General features: G+C 38.3%; 15 protein-coding genes. 7 read left to right on the top strand and 8 right to left on the bottom strand.

Annotation, left to right across the window (positions count from 1 at the left end; translation table 11 throughout):
* Positions 1-22 precede the first annotated feature (22 nt).
* Together hisD and hisG are read right to left on the bottom strand one after the other, a co-directional pair.
* Positions 23-1,294 carry a histidinol dehydrogenase gene (hisD, locus tag ACTIEV_RS11380; RefSeq protein ID WP_322196306.1) on the bottom strand — a complete coding sequence of 424 codons (1,272 nt, stop codon included), beginning with the start codon at positions 1,292-1,294 and terminating at the stop codon, positions 23-25.
* Positions 1,295-1,307: 13 nt separating this feature from the next.
* On the bottom strand, positions 1,308-2,162 hold the full coding sequence (gene hisG, locus ACTIEV_RS11385; protein WP_322196305.1) for an ATP phosphoribosyltransferase: 855 nt from the start codon (positions 2,160-2,162) through the stop codon (positions 1,308-1,310).
* Positions 2,163-2,407: 245 nt separating this feature from the next.
* On the opposite strand from hisG, the gene ACTIEV_RS11390 reads away from it, so the two are divergent.
* Together ACTIEV_RS11390 and ACTIEV_RS11395 are read left to right on the top strand one after the other, a co-directional pair.
* Complete coding sequence (locus tag ACTIEV_RS11390) at positions 2,408-3,181, top strand: glycoside hydrolase family 16 protein (RefSeq protein ID WP_322196304.1); 774 nt, start codon at positions 2,408-2,410, stop codon at positions 3,179-3,181.
* Positions 3,182-3,221: 40 nt separating this feature from the next.
* Positions 3,222-5,636: a S9 family peptidase gene (locus tag ACTIEV_RS11395; RefSeq protein WP_322196303.1), complete on the top strand. Its 2,415-nt coding sequence runs from the start codon at positions 3,222-3,224 to the stop codon at positions 5,634-5,636.
* Between the two features lie 264 nt (positions 5,637-5,900).
* Here ACTIEV_RS11395 and ACTIEV_RS11400 read toward each other — a convergent pair whose 3' ends face one another.
* Positions 5,901-7,127 (bottom strand): peroxiredoxin family protein, encoded by a 1,227-nt coding sequence (locus tag ACTIEV_RS11400; protein ID WP_439516497.1) that lies wholly within the window; start codon positions 7,125-7,127, stop codon positions 5,901-5,903.
* Between the two features lie 161 nt (positions 7,128-7,288).
* On the opposite strand from ACTIEV_RS11400, the gene ACTIEV_RS11405 reads away from it, so the two are divergent.
* Genes ACTIEV_RS11405 through treF form a run of 3 tightly spaced genes read left to right on the top strand, consistent with a single transcriptional unit; the run spans position 7,289 to position 11,199 of the window.
* A complete protein-coding gene (locus ACTIEV_RS11405) occupies positions 7,289-8,413 on the top strand; it encodes a lactonase family protein (RefSeq protein ID WP_322196301.1) in 1,125 nt (374 codons plus the stop codon).
* Positions 8,414-8,428: 15 nt separating this feature from the next.
* Positions 8,429-9,676: an MFS transporter gene (locus tag ACTIEV_RS11410; protein ID WP_322196300.1), complete on the top strand. Its 1,248-nt coding sequence runs from the start codon at positions 8,429-8,431 to the stop codon at positions 9,674-9,676.
* Positions 9,676-11,199: an alpha,alpha-trehalase TreF gene (gene treF / locus ACTIEV_RS11415; RefSeq protein ID WP_322196299.1), complete on the top strand. Its 1,524-nt coding sequence runs from the start codon at positions 9,676-9,678 to the stop codon at positions 11,197-11,199. Before ACTIEV_RS11410 ends, treF begins: the two co-directional genes overlap by 1 nt.
* 93 nt (positions 11,200-11,292) lie before the next feature.
* Here treF and ACTIEV_RS11420 read toward each other — a convergent pair whose 3' ends face one another.
* The 3 genes from ACTIEV_RS11420 to ACTIEV_RS11430 form a co-directional block, all read right to left on the bottom strand.
* Positions 11,293-11,700, bottom strand: coding sequence for a hypothetical protein (locus ACTIEV_RS11420; RefSeq protein ID WP_322196298.1), 408 nt, complete (start codon positions 11,698-11,700; stop codon positions 11,293-11,295).
* Between the two features lie 146 nt (positions 11,701-11,846).
* Positions 11,847-13,133, bottom strand: a complete 1,287-nt coding sequence (locus ACTIEV_RS11425) for a DUF3472 domain-containing protein (protein ID WP_322196297.1) — start codon at positions 13,131-13,133, stop codon at positions 11,847-11,849.
* A 135-nt stretch (positions 13,134-13,268) separates the two neighbouring features.
* On the bottom strand, positions 13,269-14,630 hold the full coding sequence (locus ACTIEV_RS11430) for a GH1 family beta-glucosidase (RefSeq protein ID WP_322196296.1): 1,362 nt from the start codon (positions 14,628-14,630) through the stop codon (positions 13,269-13,271).
* A gap of 134 nt (positions 14,631-14,764) precedes the next feature.
* On the opposite strand from ACTIEV_RS11430, the gene ACTIEV_RS11435 reads away from it, so the two are divergent.
* Positions 14,765-15,646 carry a bestrophin family protein gene (locus ACTIEV_RS11435; protein ID WP_322196295.1) on the top strand — a complete coding sequence of 294 codons (882 nt, stop codon included), beginning with the start codon at positions 14,765-14,767 and terminating at the stop codon, positions 15,644-15,646.
* A 6-nt stretch (positions 15,647-15,652) separates the two neighbouring features.
* On the opposite strand, the gene ACTIEV_RS11440 is transcribed toward ACTIEV_RS11435, so the two are convergent.
* Complete coding sequence (locus tag ACTIEV_RS11440; RefSeq protein ID WP_322196294.1) at positions 15,653-16,111, bottom strand: DUF6265 family protein; 459 nt, start codon at positions 16,109-16,111, stop codon at positions 15,653-15,655.
* A 407-nt stretch (positions 16,112-16,518) separates the two neighbouring features.
* Between ACTIEV_RS11440 and ACTIEV_RS11445 the strand changes: the two genes are divergently transcribed.
* Positions 16,519-17,181, top strand: coding sequence for a response regulator transcription factor (locus ACTIEV_RS11445; RefSeq protein WP_322196293.1), 663 nt, complete (start codon positions 16,519-16,521; stop codon positions 17,179-17,181).
* A gap of 3 nt (positions 17,182-17,184) precedes the next feature.
* On the opposite strand, the gene ACTIEV_RS11450 is transcribed toward ACTIEV_RS11445, so the two are convergent.
* Positions 17,185-17,568: an SET domain-containing protein gene (locus ACTIEV_RS11450; protein WP_322196292.1), complete on the bottom strand. Its 384-nt coding sequence runs from the start codon at positions 17,566-17,568 to the stop codon at positions 17,185-17,187.
* Between the last annotated feature and the right edge of the window lie 86 nt (positions 17,569-17,654).

Here is a 17,654-nt window from a genome sequence, read left to right on the forward strand (position 1 = left end):
TGAATTATAAATGATGTTAAATTTATAAACGTATCGTTACTGCTTTTTTATGTGCATCCAATCCTTCTGCAGCAGCCATGGCTGTTACAGTAGGTGCAATAGCTGTTAATCCCTCTTTCGTAAGTCGCTGGTAAGTGATCTTCTTGACAAAAGAATCCAAGCTCACACCACTATATGCTCTTGCAAAACCATTGGTTGGTAAGGTATGATTGGTTCCGCTGGCATAGTCGCCAACACTTTCCGGGGAATAATTACCTAAGAACACAGAACCTGCATTGGTAATTTTTTCAGCGATCCATTCATCTTGCTCGCAAGCTATGATCAAGTGTTCAGCAGCATATTCATTGACCAGATCAATTGCGTCATCCATATTCTTGACAAAAATAGCTTTGCTGTTTTCCAACGCTTTAGCCGCCATCTCTTTTCGTGATAACTGTTTCAATTGTACTGACAGCTCTTGTATGACCGCATCAATCAACTGGTTATCTGTTGATACCAATAATACCTGACTATCTGCACCATGCTCAGCCTGACTCAACAAATCTGCCGCAACAAAAGAGGGATTCGCACTCGCATCCGCAAGTACACAAACTTCACTAGGTCCGGCAGGCATATCAATGGCGGTTCCTTCCTGTTGTACCAATTGTTTGGCGCAGGTTACATATTGATTACCCGGACCAAATATTTTATACACGCTCGGAACCGTTTCAGTACCATAAGCCATCGCAGCTATAGCTTGAACACCACCCACTTTAAAAATCTTATGAACCCCTGTTAAACTAGCCGCATATAAAATAGCAGGATTTAATTTGCCTTCCTTATCCGGTGGTGAACAAAGAATTACTTCCTTACATCCTGCAATTTGGGCAGGAATGGCGAGCATCAATATGGTAGAAAACAACGGTGCGGTACCACCGGGAATATATAATCCCACTTTATCTATTCCTACCGACTTTCTCCAGCAGCGAACACCTTTCATGGTTTCCACCACTTCAATAGCAGCTTTTTGCTTCTCATGAAAAACACGAATATTGTTGGCTGCTTGTTTAATCGCTCTTTTCAGATCATCGGGTACTTGTTGTATAGCTGATGCAATTTCTTCATCCGTTACTACAAGTGATGATAATTGAACACCGTCAAATTGGCGGGTGAATTGCAATACTGCTTTATCACTATCCTGTTTTACGACATCCAACACTCCTTTAACTTGCTGCTCCAATGTAGCCGTGTCAATAACAGGCCGTTGAAGAATATGACCCCATGTACTTCTTTCTGGCAATTCAATTCTTTTCATACTTCTCTTTTAGCTATACAATCATTTTTTCAATCGGCACTACTAATATTCCCTGGGCACCTGCTGCTTTCAATTGCTCAATGATATCCCAGAACTCATTTTCATTGAGTACACTATGAACACTACTCCATCCCGGATCAGCCAATGGCAATACGGTTGGACTCTTCATACCGGGTAGTAAAGCGATGATTTCAGCAAGTTTATCATTCGGTGCATTCAACAAAATGTATTTATTGTTTTTTGCTTTTTTTACTGATTGAATGCGGAATAACAAACGATTCAACAATTGTGTTTTGGCATCCTCTAATCCATTGTTACGGATCAATACTGCCTGCGATTGTAAAATGGTTTCAGCTTCTTTCAATCCATTCATGAAAAGCGTAGAGCCGCTGCTCACCAAATCACAAATAGCATCTGCCAAGCCAATACCGGGTGCAATTTCAACACTACCACTGATTTCATGTATTTCGGCAATAACATTTTTCTCCTTCAGAAAGTTTTCTACAATCACTGGGTAACTGGTGGCGATCTTTTTACCATTGAGAAAAGAGGCATCCGTATATTCTTCGCCCCTACGTACTGCCATGCTCAAGCGGCATTTACCAAAACCCAATTTCTCAACAACAGTTACTTTTTTTCTTTTTTCATACACCACATTCTCACCAACAAACCCAATATCAGCTACAGCATCTTCCACATATTGCGGGATATCATCATCTCTCAAAAAATATACTTCAATGGGAAAGTTGGTGGCTTCAGCTTTGAGTTTGTTTACACCATTACTGATATCGATACCACATTCCTTCAACAAACGAATGGAATCATCGTGTAAACGACCACTTTTTTGAATTGCGAGCTTTAGTTTCATAGTATTCTGTTAAAATAAAAAAGGCTTACCTCTTGGTAAGCCTTTCAATGTTTTATGTTTGGCACAAAACACCAACAGCCTACCCAATGGGTAAGTAATGATGGTGGTGGATATGTGCGAATTGTTTCATGAGATGCAAAAGTACAGGCATCTTCATTCCCCTGCAAATTTTTTTCACCCGATCATCCATTTGACCGGTATTCCTGCCCCGTAATACCTAACTTACAAGTCCCAAATTGCAGCCTATGTTAAAAACAATGTTATTTGCCGTTCTGTCATTGACCTGCTTGACAGCTATTTCCCAGAAAAGAAAGTTGATTTGGAGCGATGAATTCAATAAAAATGGCCTGCCCGATTCTACCAAATGGAGCTATGATGTTGGTGGACATGGATGGGGAAATAATGAATTGCAATACTATACCTCCCAACAGCTGAAGAATGCAAGGGTTGAAAAAGGCATGTTGGTTATAGAAGCCCACAAAGAAAAAATGGGTGAGAACGATTATACTTCTGCCCGACTTGTTACCAAAGGAAAAGCCGATTGGAAATATGTACGTATAGAAGTACGTGCCAAATTACCCAAAGGAGTAGGTACCTGGCCTGCAATATGGATGTTAGGTACCACGCCAAAAATTACCTGGCCTGATGATGGAGAGATCGATATTATGGAACATGTTGGTTATAACCAAGGAACGATTCATGCTTCCACACATACAAAGAAATATTTTCACAGCATCGGTACCCAGATGACTGCTACTGTGAGTGTTCCCGATTGCAGTGAGAAATTCCATGTATATGCTTTAGAATGGAATGAAGAAAACATCACTGTACTCGTAGATAACAAGCCTTACTTCACTTTCAAAAATGAACATACAGGAAATGATGCATGGCCATTTGACAAACCCTTCCATTTACTCTTGAATATTGCTGTAGGGGGATCATGGGGCGGACAAAAAGGGGTAGATGAAAAAGTATTTCCACAGAAAATGTGGATCGACTATGTACGTGTTTATCAATAATGACAAATTTTCAAAACCAACACCGATAAAACCAATTATTATGAGAAAATTGTTCTTTAGTTTTCTTATCACAGGTGCATCTTTTACAGCATTATATGCACAGGATGATAACAGCTATCGCACACCTGCCAAAGAAGTGATGGAACTGTTACTGGCAAAACCAACTCCTTCTGTAAGTATTGATGGTAAAGCAGAATGGATATTGCTTAGTGAGCGGAACAGTTATCCAACCGTAGAAGAACTCGGACAACCGGAGATACGTGTTGCCGGATTAAGAATCAATCCCAACAATTTTGCTCCTAGCAGACAAAATTTTATCAATAATTTTTCCCTACAGAATATCAAAACAGGTGTAAGTACACAGGTTACCGGTTTACCTGCCAATTTATTAGCGGGCAATGTGAGTTGGAGTCCTTCTGAAACCAAAATTGCATTTACTAATACTACAGGTTCTAGGGTAGACCTCTATGTGATTGATGTAGCCAGCAAAAAAGCGACTAAAATCAATAAACAAGCATTGAATACGGTTTTGGGAACCTCTTATACTTGGGTAGATGATAATACTATTATTTATAAAGCAGCTACACAATCTGCATCCAATGCTCCAAAGCGTCCTATCACTCCTAAAGGACCTACCGTCCAACAGAATTTAGGTAAAGCAGCACCAAGTCCTACTTATCAGGATTTGATCAAATCGCCTTTTGATGAACAACTTTTTGAATTTTATGCGAATGGTCAACTGATACAAAATAAAAACGGAATAGAAACCAATCTGGGTAAATCAGGTATTGTTTCAACATTCAGCTTATCTCCGGATAAAAAATATATGATGGTAAGAACCATTCGTAAACCATTCTCTTATTTGGTTACGGCCAATGGATTCCCTTCTACCATTACTATCCAAGATCTCACAGGAAAAGTGGTTAAAGTATTAGCTGAATTACCTTCTTCTGAAGGAACACCGTCGGGCTATGATAATACACAAAATGTTCCGCGTGGATTTGATTGGAGAGATGATGAGGCTGCTACCATTACTTGGGCTATGCCGCTGGATAGTGGATTGATCAAAAAACAAGTGGAGTATCATGATGCTGTTTATGCATTGAGTACACCTTTCACAGGTGAAGCCAAAGAATTGTTTAAAACCAAAACACGTTATGCCGGTACGACTTGGGGTGATGCTACGCTAGCATTGGTGCAGGAGGTATTGAGATCAAAACAAACTATTCGTGTTAGCCGATACAATAGCACAACAGGGGCTTTGGAATTATTGATTGAAAGAAATCAGACCGATGCTTATAATAATCCGGGATCACCTGTATTAACCAAGAATAAATTCGGTAGATCGGTAATTCAAACCACCGATAATGGTACTAAAATTTTGATGAACAATACCACCGGTTCTTCTCCAAAAGGTGATCTTCCTTTCCTTGCTAAATTTGATTTGTCTACCAAGAAAAACGAGATCATATGGCGTTGTGCCGAAGGTGTTTATGAAACCGTGAATGAAGTGATTGATGCCGATAAACTGGTTTTATTAACACGTCGTGAATCACAAACAGAAGTACCCAACTACTATATTAAAAATTTGGTTCTACGCATTGCCGACAGAGCCATTACGAAGTTCGCCAACCCGTATCCACAACTGGAAGGTGTAACCAAGGAAAAAGTAAAGTACAAAAGAGCAGATGGCGTAGACCTTACCGGTGAACTATATTTACCAAAGGGCTATAATAAAGAGAAAGACGGTCCATTGCCATTGATTATTTGGGCTTATCCGCGTGAGTTCAACAGCGCTGCTGATGCTGCTCAAATCAGAGGTAGCCAATATCGTTTTACTACTTTAAGCTGGGGCTCTCCTATTTATTATGTAACTCAAGGTTATGCAGTATTAGACAATGCTGAAATGCCCATCGTAGCAGCTTCTGCGGATAAAAAACCGAATGATAATTTTGTTGCTCAGTTAAAGATGAATGCAGAAGCAGCGATTAATCATTTATCTGGATTGGGTGTTGCCGATAAAAATCGTGTGGGTGTAGGTGGACATAGCTATGGTGCTTTTATGACTGCTAACTTATTAGCACATACCAACTTGTTCAAAGCAGGTGTTGCCAGAAGTGGTGCGTATAACAGAACCTTAACTCCTTTTGGCTTCCAGAATGAAGACCGTACTTACTGGCAGGCTCCTCAGTTGTATTATGAAATGAGTCCATTCAGCTATGCTGATAAGATCAAAACACCGATCTTATTGATTCATGGTGATAGTGATGATAACACAGGAACCTACCCAATTAATAGTGAACGATTATACGCAGCTATTAAAGGACATGGCGGTACGGTACGCTTTGTATTCTTACCTTATGAAGCACATGGCTATCGTGGAAAGGAGAATGTGTTGCACACTTTATGGGAGCAACAACAATGGTTAGATAAATATGTGAAAGGAGCGAAATAAGTTTCACTATAGTTACAAAAAGAGCCATCCTGAATTTTTGAGGATGGCTCTTTTTGTAACTATAGGATATCATACTATAAAATTTATCCCTAAAATACTATGAGCACTTATTACTCCAGGGCCAAATGGCCCCGTCCCCGCTTCCGGGCTGCATTGGCCTCTGACCCCAATGAGACCCGTCCGCGTGGACTGATTTAGAATCATTAATCTTATCTGACTTAAACTACAGCTTTCAAAAAGTTTCAAATAATTTTTCAGTACTATTTATTTTTTGAGTAATTTGTCAATTGTTGCTTCAAATTCTTTCTTCAACAACTCATATCTAGATCCTGTTCCCGGACCTTCAAATCCGGCATGTATTTTAGCAACCTTACCTTGTTTATCAATAAAAATAGTGGAAGGAAAAGACTTGATCTTGGTTAGCTGTGGTAATGTTTTTTCCGTTCTCAAAGTATCAGATACAGTCACACCCGTGAGTAACATCGGATACTGAACATTAAATCGCTTTTGAAATTTTCTTACGCTATTACCTGCTAAAACAGGATCTTCATAATATTCATACGCTAACGCTACTACCTCTACACCTCGTTCTTTATTCTTTCGATAATATTCACTAAGAAATGCTGTCTCATCCATACAATTCGGGCACCAGGATCCCATGATTTGAACAATGACTACTTTATTCTTAAATCGGTTATCATTAATTGAAACGGTATTCCCATTCAAATCAGGAAAAATAAAATCTAGTCGCTCTTCTCCCTCTTTTAAAAACATAGCCGCAACATCAGGCAATGTTGCCTTGTCATTTTTTACAGCTTTCCATGGCTCTATACTGGTAGCTCCTGAATAATAATGACCATTTGTAATAGATGTATCGCTATTAATAGTTGCGTTGAAATAATAGGCATGACTCCCATCAAATGTTGAGAGCTTTACACGATCACCATCTACGATACCATATAAGTATCTATAATCGCCCGTAGGAGTAATAAAGGTTCCTGAAAGGGTTTTACCTTGTTGTACAAATTCTGCAATGGCAGGTCTGGGGGAACCGTCTGCCCTAAAAAAAGTCACTTCCCATTTTCCTGAGATATTGGCAATTGGTTGATCATTGGTTTCAAATCTTGTAGCGGTTCCGGCAAGTGCTTCAAATGGCATGTCAATAAAACCTGCTGTGGCTGCCTTGGTCCAAATACCCGAGAGTTGGTTATTTCCTTTTTTGACCAATTTAAAATAGGATTTAAATACCGGCATGGCCACTAATATGGAGTCTCCTTTTATAGTAATATCATCTACTTGAATCTGCTCTTCGCCATTTTTAATGATCCAGTGAAGGCTATCACCGGAATTGATCACCTCAAAGTTGAAAATAATATGATTTCCATCTTCACGAAATAGTTTAGCCTGCCACTCCCCCGCTTGTAAATTTTCATTTTGTTTTACTCCATAGCTCATCATAAAAATGATTAGACCCAAGTATATATATTTCATATTGCTGATTTGCCTTGCAAAAATACAATTAGTCTACTAAATAACTATGTTAATCATCAGAGACTCCCGAAATCGTAAAAAGTCATTTCAAATAGATATTATTACTGTACGGTTACAAAGAATGCGATGCAATGTTTATCTTACGGAAAATCCAAACCATCATGAGAGCTTCTCTATTGTTCTTCATGTGTTTTTATTGTTTGTCACTTTTTGCCCAAGATCATTACTTGCTGGTAGGTACATATACTACGGGTAAGAGTAAAGGCGTGTATGTATTCAGGTTTAACTCCCAAAATGGAGAAATTCAATGGGTTAGCAGTACCGATAGTGCTACCAATCCCTCATTTCTGGCAGTATCACCTGATAAACAAAAAATTTATACAGTCAATGAGACAGGAGGTGAACAACCCGGTTATGTCAGTGCATATGAGTTTGACGCGGCTACCGGACAATTATATTACATAAACAGTCAGCCAACAGGCGGCGACCATCCTTGTTATGTAACAGTAGATAAAACAGGGAAATGGGTCATCACCGGAAATTATACCGGAGGAAACATCAGTGTATTTGCCGTTGCCAGCGATGGTAGTCTCAAACATTATGTACAAAAGATTCAACATACAGGTAGTAGTATCAATAAAAGCAGACAAGATAAGCCGCATGTTCATGGAACTTTTTTTTCTCCGGATGAGAAATATCTTTTGGTACCGGATTTGGGAACTGACAAACTGATGATGTATCTATTTAATCCCAATAACAAACAACCATTAAAGCCAGCGGCCATGCCTTTCGCTGCTTCTGCTCCCGGAAGCGGCCCTCGTCATCTTGATTTTCATCCCAACCAAAAATTTGTGTATCTGTTGGAAGAGTTAACGGGTACTATCAAAGCTTATCGTTATACCAACGGTTATTTAACAGGGATTCAGCAAATAGCAACACATCCCAAAGATTTCTCCGGACAAGCGGGCAGTGCTGATATTCATGTATCGCCTGATGGCAAATTTTTGTACGCGTCTAATCGAGGCGAAGAAAATAATCTTGCCATTTTTTCCATTGATCAAAACACGGGAAAGCTTATTACTGTTGGTTACCAACCTATTCCCGGAGCAGGTCCTAGAAACTTTATTATAGAACCGGGTGGCAACTTTTTATTAGTAGCCAATCAGCGAACCAACAATATTGTTACATATCGTATCAACAAAGAAACAGGGCTACTACAACAATTGATCCGACAAACAGAAGTGCCGAGTCCTGTTTGCTTGAAGCTAATACCCATTCAAGAATAATTTTAATCCCTCTATATGCAAAACTGGAAAATAAAAACATCTTTATTTCTTAACTATTTTGTATTTGCCATACTGCTCAATAGCGTAGGCACTGTTATTCTTCAAGTACAGCAAAACTTTGGTGTTTCAGAAAGTGCAGCTTCCACACTCGAAGCTTTTAAGGATTTAAGCATTGCGGCGGTATCTTTTCTAATCTCCTCTTATATTGTCCGAATCGGATATAAAAATGCCATGCTGATTGCATTAGGATTCATTAGTGTTATTTGTTTCATCATGCCTTTCACAGCCAGTTTCCTAACCACCAAATTATTGTTTGCAGCAGTGGGGTCCTCATTTGCGCTGATTAAAATGTCTGTGTACAGTACAATCGGGTTAGTAACAAAAAATGAAAAAGAGCATATTAGCTTGATGAACTTTATTGAGTCTTTTTTCATGATCGGTATTCTCACAGGCTATTTTATTTTCAGTTATTTTGTAGATGATGCAAACCCTCAATCTACTCAATGGTTGAATGTATATTATCTGCTAGGCGGTATTTCATTGGCTGCTTTTTTACTACTGCTCTCTGCCTCATTAGATGAATCATCCATCCAATCGAAAGAGCAAAAGTCTATGTTGAGTGAGTTTAAAGAAATGTTCAAATTAATGGTGAAGCCTATCGTATTGGTATTTGTACTCTGTGCATTTTTTTATGTACTGATCGAACAAAGTATCATGAGTTGGTTACCGACTTTTAATAACAAAGTATTACTGCTACCTGCAGCATTGAGTATTCAGATGGCGAGTATACTCGCGGGTTCTACTGCATTGGGGCGCTTCTTTGCCGGGTTAGTATTGAAAAAACTGAACTGGCTGATCATATTGATCTCCTGTTTGTTATTAGCTGCAGCATTGGTATTAGTGGCCATTCCTTTGGCTGAAAAAACTACCGGACAACCCATTACCGGTTGGGCTACCGCTCCTATTGCTGCATTTGTATTTCCTATGATCGGGTTATTATTGGCTCCAATTTATCCTGCAGTAAATTCTGTTATACTCAGTACGCTACCTACAAAACAACATGGACTCATGTCTGGATTGATCATCATTTTTTCCGCATTAGGTGGTACAACCGGATCTATCATTACAGGAAATATATTTGAACATTATGACGGTAAACAAGCATTTTATTTTTCCTTAATTCCCATGGCCATATTAATTGTATGTCTATTCTTGTTTAATAGACTACAACGAAAAGAAAAAAATAGTATACAATCTAACTGATGAAGCCTAATAGTTACTTACATATTGAATCCTTATCGCCATTATATGAAGATGTGCAGCAGTCTGGTATTTTTACTGATTCAAAATATTTTGTAGATGCTTTACCAAAATCAAGTGTGACAAATATTCTAGAACGGTATGCTACTGATAGTAAGCAAACTTCATTTAGTTTATTAAAGTTTATACAAGAAAATTTCATATTACCACAAGCACAACAAGAGGAGTATTCATCTGATAATAAATCTATGGATACTCACCTGAATGAATTGTGGAATGTCTTACAAAGAAACCCCGATGAAACAGGGGGTACATTGATACCTCTACCCTATCCATACATTGTTCCGGGAGGAAGATTCCGGGAAATCTATTATTGGGATAGTTATTTTACCATGTTAGGTTTACAAAAGAGTGGCAGACTGGATTTAATAGAAAACATGGTGAAAAATTTTGCTTTTCTGATTCAAACCATTGGACATATCCCCAATGGTAACAGAACTTATTATATCAGCCGATCTCAGCCACCATTTTTTAGTATGATGGTTGGTATTCTACACGCAGCCAAAGGCGACAAGATACTTGAGGCATATTTACCTGCACTTGAAAAAGAATACAATTTCTGGATGGATGGTGTAGACCAACTTTCACCTGAATTACCCACTTATCGAAGGGTGGTACTGATGCCTGATGGTTCAGTATTAAACAGGTATTGGGATGATAATCCCTCACCCAGACCCGAAGCATACATAGAAGATCATCATATAGCAAAAATCTCCAACAAAGAGCCAGAGGAAGTTTATAGGAATATTCGTGCAGCTGCTGAATCGGGTTGGGATTTCAGTAGCCGATGGTTTGCAGATGCACAAGAGATGCATACGATACAGACAACTGATATTATTCCTGTTGATTTAAATTGTCTTTTGTTACATCTGGAGAAAACTTTACTAGCCTGTTATCAGCAAAATAAAAATCATGATGCTGTACAGGTTTTCACAAAGAAAATAGAGAACCGTCACACCGCCATTCAAGAATACTGTTGGAATGAGACAAAGGGATTTTATTTTGACTACCACACTCAACAGCAAAAAAATACCGATCGCATTACCATGGCTGGATGCTTTCCATTGTTCCTAGCTGTTGCTGATGATGAACAAGCCGCCGCAGTGGCAGTGATGATCAAAGAACAACTGCTTTCAGAAGGGGGAGTATTGACAACCACCCTTCAAACCGGTCAGCAATGGGATGCACCCAATGGCTGGGCCCCACTACAATGGGTTGCTTATAAAGGATTGAGTAATTACCAGCATCAGGAACTCGCAGATGAAATAAAAAAGAGATGGATGCGCTTAAATGAAACCACTTACCAACAGACCGGGAAAATGATGGAGAAGTATAACGTACAAGATATATATGTAAAAGCCGGTGGCGGTGAATATCCCAATCAAGATGGATTTGGCTGGACGAATGGTGTGTACTTAGCGATGAGGGACGAAACAGAGAAACATGAAATAAGAAATATGAAATAAAGAAAATCAAAGATCAAGATACAAGAACCACGCAATTCACTTACACTTGTGGCTTGCAGCTTGTAACTTGTAGCTTTCTTGTACCCTGCTTCTTTATTCTTGTGCCTTTTTCTTATCTATCTGACTTAACAACCCACCCACAATGGCAATAGCCATACCTAACATCAGAAAAAGATATTGCAAGATATACTCTTCTCCGATGATGATCATTTGAGCAATCACCAAAACACAAATAATAGCTCCTTGCAACACTACCACCGTATGAAAGTGCCTGATTCTTTTTACAACGGTGAAGATGGTGATGATACCTAATACACCGATAGATAATAAAATGATCCATCCGGGAGTAGAGAAATCTTTAAACATGGTTCCATTGAGAAAATAAACAGGTATGCTGAGTGTACTTCCGGTAGGATCAGTAATCAGATGATATCCCACAAACAAAGCTGCTGTTACAGCCAGTACAAGCATGGCAATGGTTAATTGGCGAGCCGCTTTCATAGACAGAGTTTAGCGTTATAGAAACTAGATGACATTAAATTAAACAGAAATAAAGCCTTTTGCAAGAGCTAGGCTAAAAACCTGCATAAAATGTCAATTACAAGCAGCTTTATCACTTAGTCACTCGACATATCTATTTTATTCAATTACTGCTGCCTTTTCGTAGCCACCACTTCAATATCAAAAACCAATACTTTATTCGGTGGAATATCTTTGCTCCTCGTTCTAATACCATAAGCTTGGGCTGAAGGAATGATGACCCTTACTTTACCACCCACCCTACATTTAGGTAGCGCGAGTTGCCAACCTTTAATCAATCTTCTTAACGGAAAAGTGGCAGGATTATCTTTCGTCTGATCGAAGATGGAACCATCTGTTAACAAAGAACCCTTGTAATGAACAGTAACCGTATCTGTGACGGCTACAAAATCACCGGTACCCTGTTGCATAATATAATAATAAACCGATTCAATACTTCCAGTTGTATCCATCTTACCTGTCTTAACAGCCATGGTGATTTCTTGCATATCTTTTTTTGCCTGCGCTAAACTATCTGCATCCTTAGTGTAATCAATAATGGGCGCTTTGGATGTATGGGTTCTTTTCAAATGAACATCGGATTTTGCTTCCTGTTTTGTAATACCTCCATTCCATAAATAAAACTGTTCATTGGTTACACCTGCACCTATATCAAAACGATCTCCGGCTCTACCGGTCGCATCAGTCGTAAATACTGCCTCGGTGAGTGCTACCCATCTGCCATTCTGTTGTTGCACCCATTGGTTGCCAAATAAAGCCTTACGTTGTAAATGCCCGATACTTCCTACAAAGTTTTCATTGGACGAATATAAATTCTGCAAACGTTTTCCATCTTTTGGTGCACGAAAAGCAGCGATCAATTTCCATCGTTGCAGTTCAGGAACAAAAAAGTAACCGGTATAGATAGTAGTTTGTGAGGCACTATCCGGTAAAGCAGTTAACAAAAATTGATAGGTTTGCCCTGCTTTCCAATCATACCCCCAGTGACTATGTCCACCGGTACCTTCATTACCAAAATCATTGGTTACAACACCATCACCCTTTGCCAGCAACTTTACTTTTTCTTCTTCCGCTACTTTATTTCGATCAACTGCTTCATTGCCGGTATCCCAAACAGAAAAAATGACCCTCCTTTCTTTTTCGCTATTGACTTGAATACCAAAATAGCCTCTGGAAAATCCATTGGCCATATAAAAACTGGGTAGATGATCATATCCATTTGGAACCGTTAGTTCATTATAAAAGCTGATTGCCCGAATAGTATCTGCCAATGGATACCTGAGTTGAACAGAAGCTGCATGTACTCTTGACTTTTGATTAGACCGTAATTCTTGTGCAGAAATTTTAAAAAAGCTGAAAAATAAAAAGTAGAATAAAGCAATAAAGCAGCGCATGTGTTTGGTTTTAATAGTACCAAACTTAGTGAAACATGATGAGAGTGGTGTTTTATTGCCACAGAAGGCACAGAAAAGTACAGAAAAATATTCAGTGCAGCTCCTGTGCTCTCAGTGGCAATATCTACTCAATACTCAAATCTTATTATGCAGAAAATCTCTAAACCAGTATCCCGACTGTTTAATTGTCCGAAGTTGTGTTTCAAAATCTACATGCACCAATCCGAAACGTGCTTGATAACCTTCAGCCCATTCAAAATTATCAGTGAGTGTCCAAGCAAAATAACCACCGATATTGATCCCTTCTTTTTTCGCACGTAATGCAGCATTTAAATATTGCTGGAAATATTGAACACGATCAGCATCATTGATAACACCTTGTGATATATGATCTTTAAATGCAGCACCACTTTCGGAAATGATGATTTGCTTGACCCCTCCATACAACCAAAAACGCTTGATCATTCTGTAAAAACTATCCGGGTTAATCTCCCAACCCATGGCAGTATGGGAAACTTTTCGAGTAACGGCTTTTACCTCTGATGCTTGTACAAAAGGAATCAGTGGATTGTATTTTACAGTCGTACTGAAATAATTTTGTATCCCAATAAAGTCAAAATTAAACTGCATCCTTTCTGTATACTTCCATGCTTTGTTATGGAGGTGCAACTTATCCAACAAGGCAAATCCTTGTTCCTGAGGATAGCCTCTTCCCAATAATGGTTCAATAAATAATCGATTCAACAAGATATCTGCTCTTCTTGCAGCTTTTACATCTTCTTCTTTTTGGGTAAAAGGCATGACTTCACTACAAGAAAAACTAGTACCAATATTAGCACGAGGAATATTGGCTCTGATGATTCTACCACCTTCAGCCTGACAAAGAACGGCATTGTGTACTGCCGGTAAGAAATGGCTGAGACCTGTCTTTCCCGGAGCATGTTTACCCAGCATATAACCCAATGAGGTAAAACCCATGGGTTCATTCAATACAATCCAGTTTTTTACACGATCACCAAAAGCTTCTGTACAAACTTGAACAAATCTGGTAAACCATTTCAGCATCTGATGACTTGCCCAGCCTCCGTCTTTTTGCAGTGCTGCAGGCAGATCCCAATGGTATAATGTTACAAAGGGTACCAATCCAAGTTGTAAACATTCATCGATCACACGATCATAAAAAGCAATCCCTTCCTTATTAACTTTCCCTATTCCTTCGGGCAGCATACGGCTCCAGGAAATAGAAAACCTAAAACAATTAAAACCCATCGCTTTCACTAACATGAGATCATCTTTATATCGGTAATAAAAATCACAGGCAACAGAGGGTTTCCCATTGCCTTTGATCTTACCCTGCCGTTTTGCAAACTGATCCCAAATAGATGGACCTCGGCCATCTATATTCCAAGCACCTTCATTTTGTGCTGCTGAAATGGCTACACCCCATAAAAAGTCTTTACCGAATGATTGTTTGAGCAATGCGTGCTGTTGATGCAAAAGCTGAATTTTCTACGAAATTCATCCATTAGCTCAATGCTTCCATATTAAGGATTTGTTATGTACTTAAAACAGCCGAACAATGATTTTGGTGCATTACTGCTTAATTTCTAGGGTATTTGTACATTTAGCCTATGATTAGCTACAACCCAAAAGACTGGCTTCGGTTTTTATTTACTTTTCATCGTACGGATACAGTTAGACAACTCTTTCCGCTAATCGTGTTTATTGGCTTGTACTCTTGGGGTATTGTATACCTCGAATCGAACTATTTAAAATTGACACAGAATAGTTATGCAAAGAATATTACCACTATGCATAGCTTATTAGGATTTGCGATTTCTATGCTGTTGGTGTTCAGAACCAATACCGCTTATGACAGATGGTGGGAAGGAAGAAAATTATGGGGGGCATTGGTGAATAATAGTCGAAATCTTGCAGTCAAATTAAACAGCATTCTTTCAAGAGAAGATGAAAAAAACAGAAGTTTTTTCAAAAAAATTATTCCTCTTTTTGCCAGTGAGCTTTGTATTCATCTTCAAAATGAAAAAACAAGGTTGGCATTGGATACAGATCCTCATCCTGAAATTATAGGATTTGACAGCAGTAAACATATCCCCAATCAAATCGTTGCACTGATGATGAATAAAGTGCATTTATTACACCGTGACAAATCGATTTCTGATTATCAGTTGCTTTTTTTGAACAATGAATTACAATCCTTTTTAGATATCTGTGGAGCATGTGAGCGGATAAAAAATACACCTATACCTTATTCATATAGTGCATTCATCAAGAAATTCATTTTCTTTTATGTAATTACACTACCACTTGGCTTTGCGTTGAGCTTAGGTTATCTCACTATTCCGGTCGTCATCTTTATCTTTTATGTTTTAGCGAGTTTGGAGATTATTGCAGAGGAAATCGAAGATCCGTTTGGAAAAGATGACAATGATCTACCCATGCAAAAAATAGCCACGAACATCGGAAAAAATGTGGAGGATATTTTACATTAACATTGCTTATTCACCAGTAAAGTCAAAATTCTGCTTGCCATATTTCCCATTTCGCTTCCCTTCAATACTGGCATACATGTTTTGTTTGATTCTTCTATACGCAATGCGCTGGGGGAAATCATGTGAAGGATTTTCACTAATAAATTCTGTTCCACGAATAAATATCACTTTAAATGGTACTGCGTTACCGCCATTCTGATTCATAACTGTGGGTGTATAATACCAATCCCCATTTCGGTAAGCAAATTCAATTTTTTCCTGTGTAATACTATCACCGGCTGTTTTTACAAATACACTACGTCCTTGTAGTGTGCTATCATCTTTTGTTTGCCAGATTTCTACGATTGTACCTTGAGGAGTATTGATTTTCCAGGTTCCTACCATCCACTGAACAGCAGTTATACGCTGACTAAAACTCACAATACTAAAGATCAGAAAAAGTAAAAAAAAGAGGTATTTTTTCATACAGCAAAGAGTTGGAATAGATCATGAAGAACTGCGATCATTGATATGCAACGCGACTACTAAAATAACTTTTTCAGATTCAGTTACGGTAAAATAAAATGTAGGTTACAAAATTGAATGAAGTCTAGATGTACGATGAATTGTATTTCAGCTACAAGAATTCACAAGTACCTTTTAATCAATCAATTAAGTATTTACTCAGTAAAAAGTATTTAAATATTTTATTATTTATATTTGTCTATTGCAATCGTTCATACGATTGATACCATAACTAAACTCTTTGTATGATGCTATTTTTTGTTGATCGGAATCAGCAGCATTGGACGCCAATTACAGGGGACATAGAAAGCTATTGCCGATAAAATATCCTATGCATAAAAAATATTCCTAAGTAAACCCTTCACAAAATGACCAGCATTAAAATTATCATAGCGGATGACCATGATATATTTAGACATGGATTAAGAGATATTCTTGTGACGAACCCTTCTTATGAAGTCATCGCTAGCTGTAGAAATGGACAGGAATTAATCGAGGCGTCAAAAAATTATCAGCCTGATCTTATTATCACCGATCTCAAAATGCCGGGAATTAATGGAATAGAAGCTATTCGAACAATACACCTTATCCAACCTGACATTCGCTTTTTGGCACTTTCACATTTTGACAGTGAATTCATGATTGCATCGGCATTGGATGCGGGAGTAACCGGATATTTAACAAAAGATGTTAATAAAGAGGAGTTATTTGTAGCTATTGATTCCGTTTACAAAAAGCAAATTTTTTATAGTAACAGTACTGCTCATAAACTTGCTTTAATGGCAAAACGAGGAGTTTATAATTCATTTTCGCAAGATACTAAACCGCTCTTTTCGGAAACAGAGAAAAAAATGATTGCATTCATATGTGATGATAAAAGCTGTAAAGAGATTGCACAAGAACTTTCATTGAGTGTTAGAACAATTGAGACTTATCGATCTATTATTTTTAAGAAAATGAATGTAAATAGTTCGGCCGGCATGACCATTTTTGCTATCAAAAATGGTCTTTACCAATATGAACAAGTATGATCCTTATGTAGCTTCAAACCATATCGGTTTTGTATCATCAGGATCTGCATTATAGTTAATGAAAAGCTCCTCTCCTGCTTTCACCGGCTTAACAGTCTTAATCTGTATCAGCTCATGTTCAAAATCCATCTCATAAATACAGTTGGCTGCATAAGAATGATTATAAACAGATACATAGCCCAAGGCTACACAAGCCCCTTTCATTTCATCTCCCCATTCAAAAATATAGTCAAACAAAAGCGTTTGTTCCACCTTAACTCTTTCTTCCGGACTCAATACCAGTACCGGAGATATTTCAATGATCGTATCGACGGCTATATCTTCAGTTGTAAAAACGCCCCTACCTCTGTTATCAGATGGACCAATGGTAAGAAAAGGGAGAATCATAAAGTGCTCTATTTCGTTGGTTTGTAAAGATACCGTTACATCTGAAAACACCTACCCTCAAATAACCTATTCAATGGAGCTTTCAG

This window comes from Sediminibacterium sp., assembly GCF_051861365.1.
Lineage (GTDB): Bacteria > Bacteroidota > Bacteroidia > Chitinophagales > Chitinophagaceae > Sediminibacterium.

Coding starts and splice junctions, on each gene's coding strand:
- ACTIEV_RS11435 (WP_322196295.1), top strand. CDS start 14,765: ATGATTAGCTACAACCCAAAAGACTGGCTTCGGTTTTTATTTACTTTT.
- ACTIEV_RS11395 (WP_322196303.1), top strand. CDS start 3,222: ATGAGAAAATTGTTCTTTAGTTTTCTTATCACAGGTGCATCTTTTACA.
- ACTIEV_RS11420 (WP_322196298.1), bottom strand. CDS start 11,700: ATGAAAGCGGCTCGCCAATTAACCATTGCCATGCTTGTACTGGCTGTA.
- ACTIEV_RS11390 (WP_322196304.1), top strand. CDS start 2,408: ATGTTAAAAACAATGTTATTTGCCGTTCTGTCATTGACCTGCTTGACA.
- ACTIEV_RS11445 (WP_322196293.1), top strand. CDS start 16,519: ATGACCAGCATTAAAATTATCATAGCGGATGACCATGATATATTTAGA.
- ACTIEV_RS11440 (WP_322196294.1), bottom strand. CDS start 16,111: ATGAAAAAATACCTCTTTTTTTTACTTTTTCTGATCTTTAGTATTGTG.
- ACTIEV_RS11450 (WP_322196292.1), bottom strand. CDS start 17,568: ATGATTCTCCCTTTTCTTACCATTGGTCCATCTGATAACAGAGGTAGG.
- ACTIEV_RS11425 (WP_322196297.1), bottom strand. CDS start 13,133: ATGCGCTGCTTTATTGCTTTATTCTACTTTTTATTTTTCAGCTTTTTT.
- treF (WP_322196299.1), top strand. CDS start 9,676: ATGAAGCCTAATAGTTACTTACATATTGAATCCTTATCGCCATTATAT.
- ACTIEV_RS11405 (WP_322196301.1), top strand. CDS start 7,289: ATGAGAGCTTCTCTATTGTTCTTCATGTGTTTTTATTGTTTGTCACTT.
- hisD (WP_322196306.1), bottom strand. CDS start 1,294: ATGAAAAGAATTGAATTGCCAGAAAGAAGTACATGGGGTCATATTCTT.
- ACTIEV_RS11410 (WP_322196300.1), top strand. CDS start 8,429: ATGCAAAACTGGAAAATAAAAACATCTTTATTTCTTAACTATTTTGTA.
- hisG (WP_322196305.1), bottom strand. CDS start 2,162: ATGAAACTAAAGCTCGCAATTCAAAAAAGTGGTCGTTTACACGATGAT.
- ACTIEV_RS11400 (WP_439516497.1), bottom strand. CDS start 7,127: ATGAAATATATATACTTGGGTCTAATCATTTTTATGATGAGCTATGGA.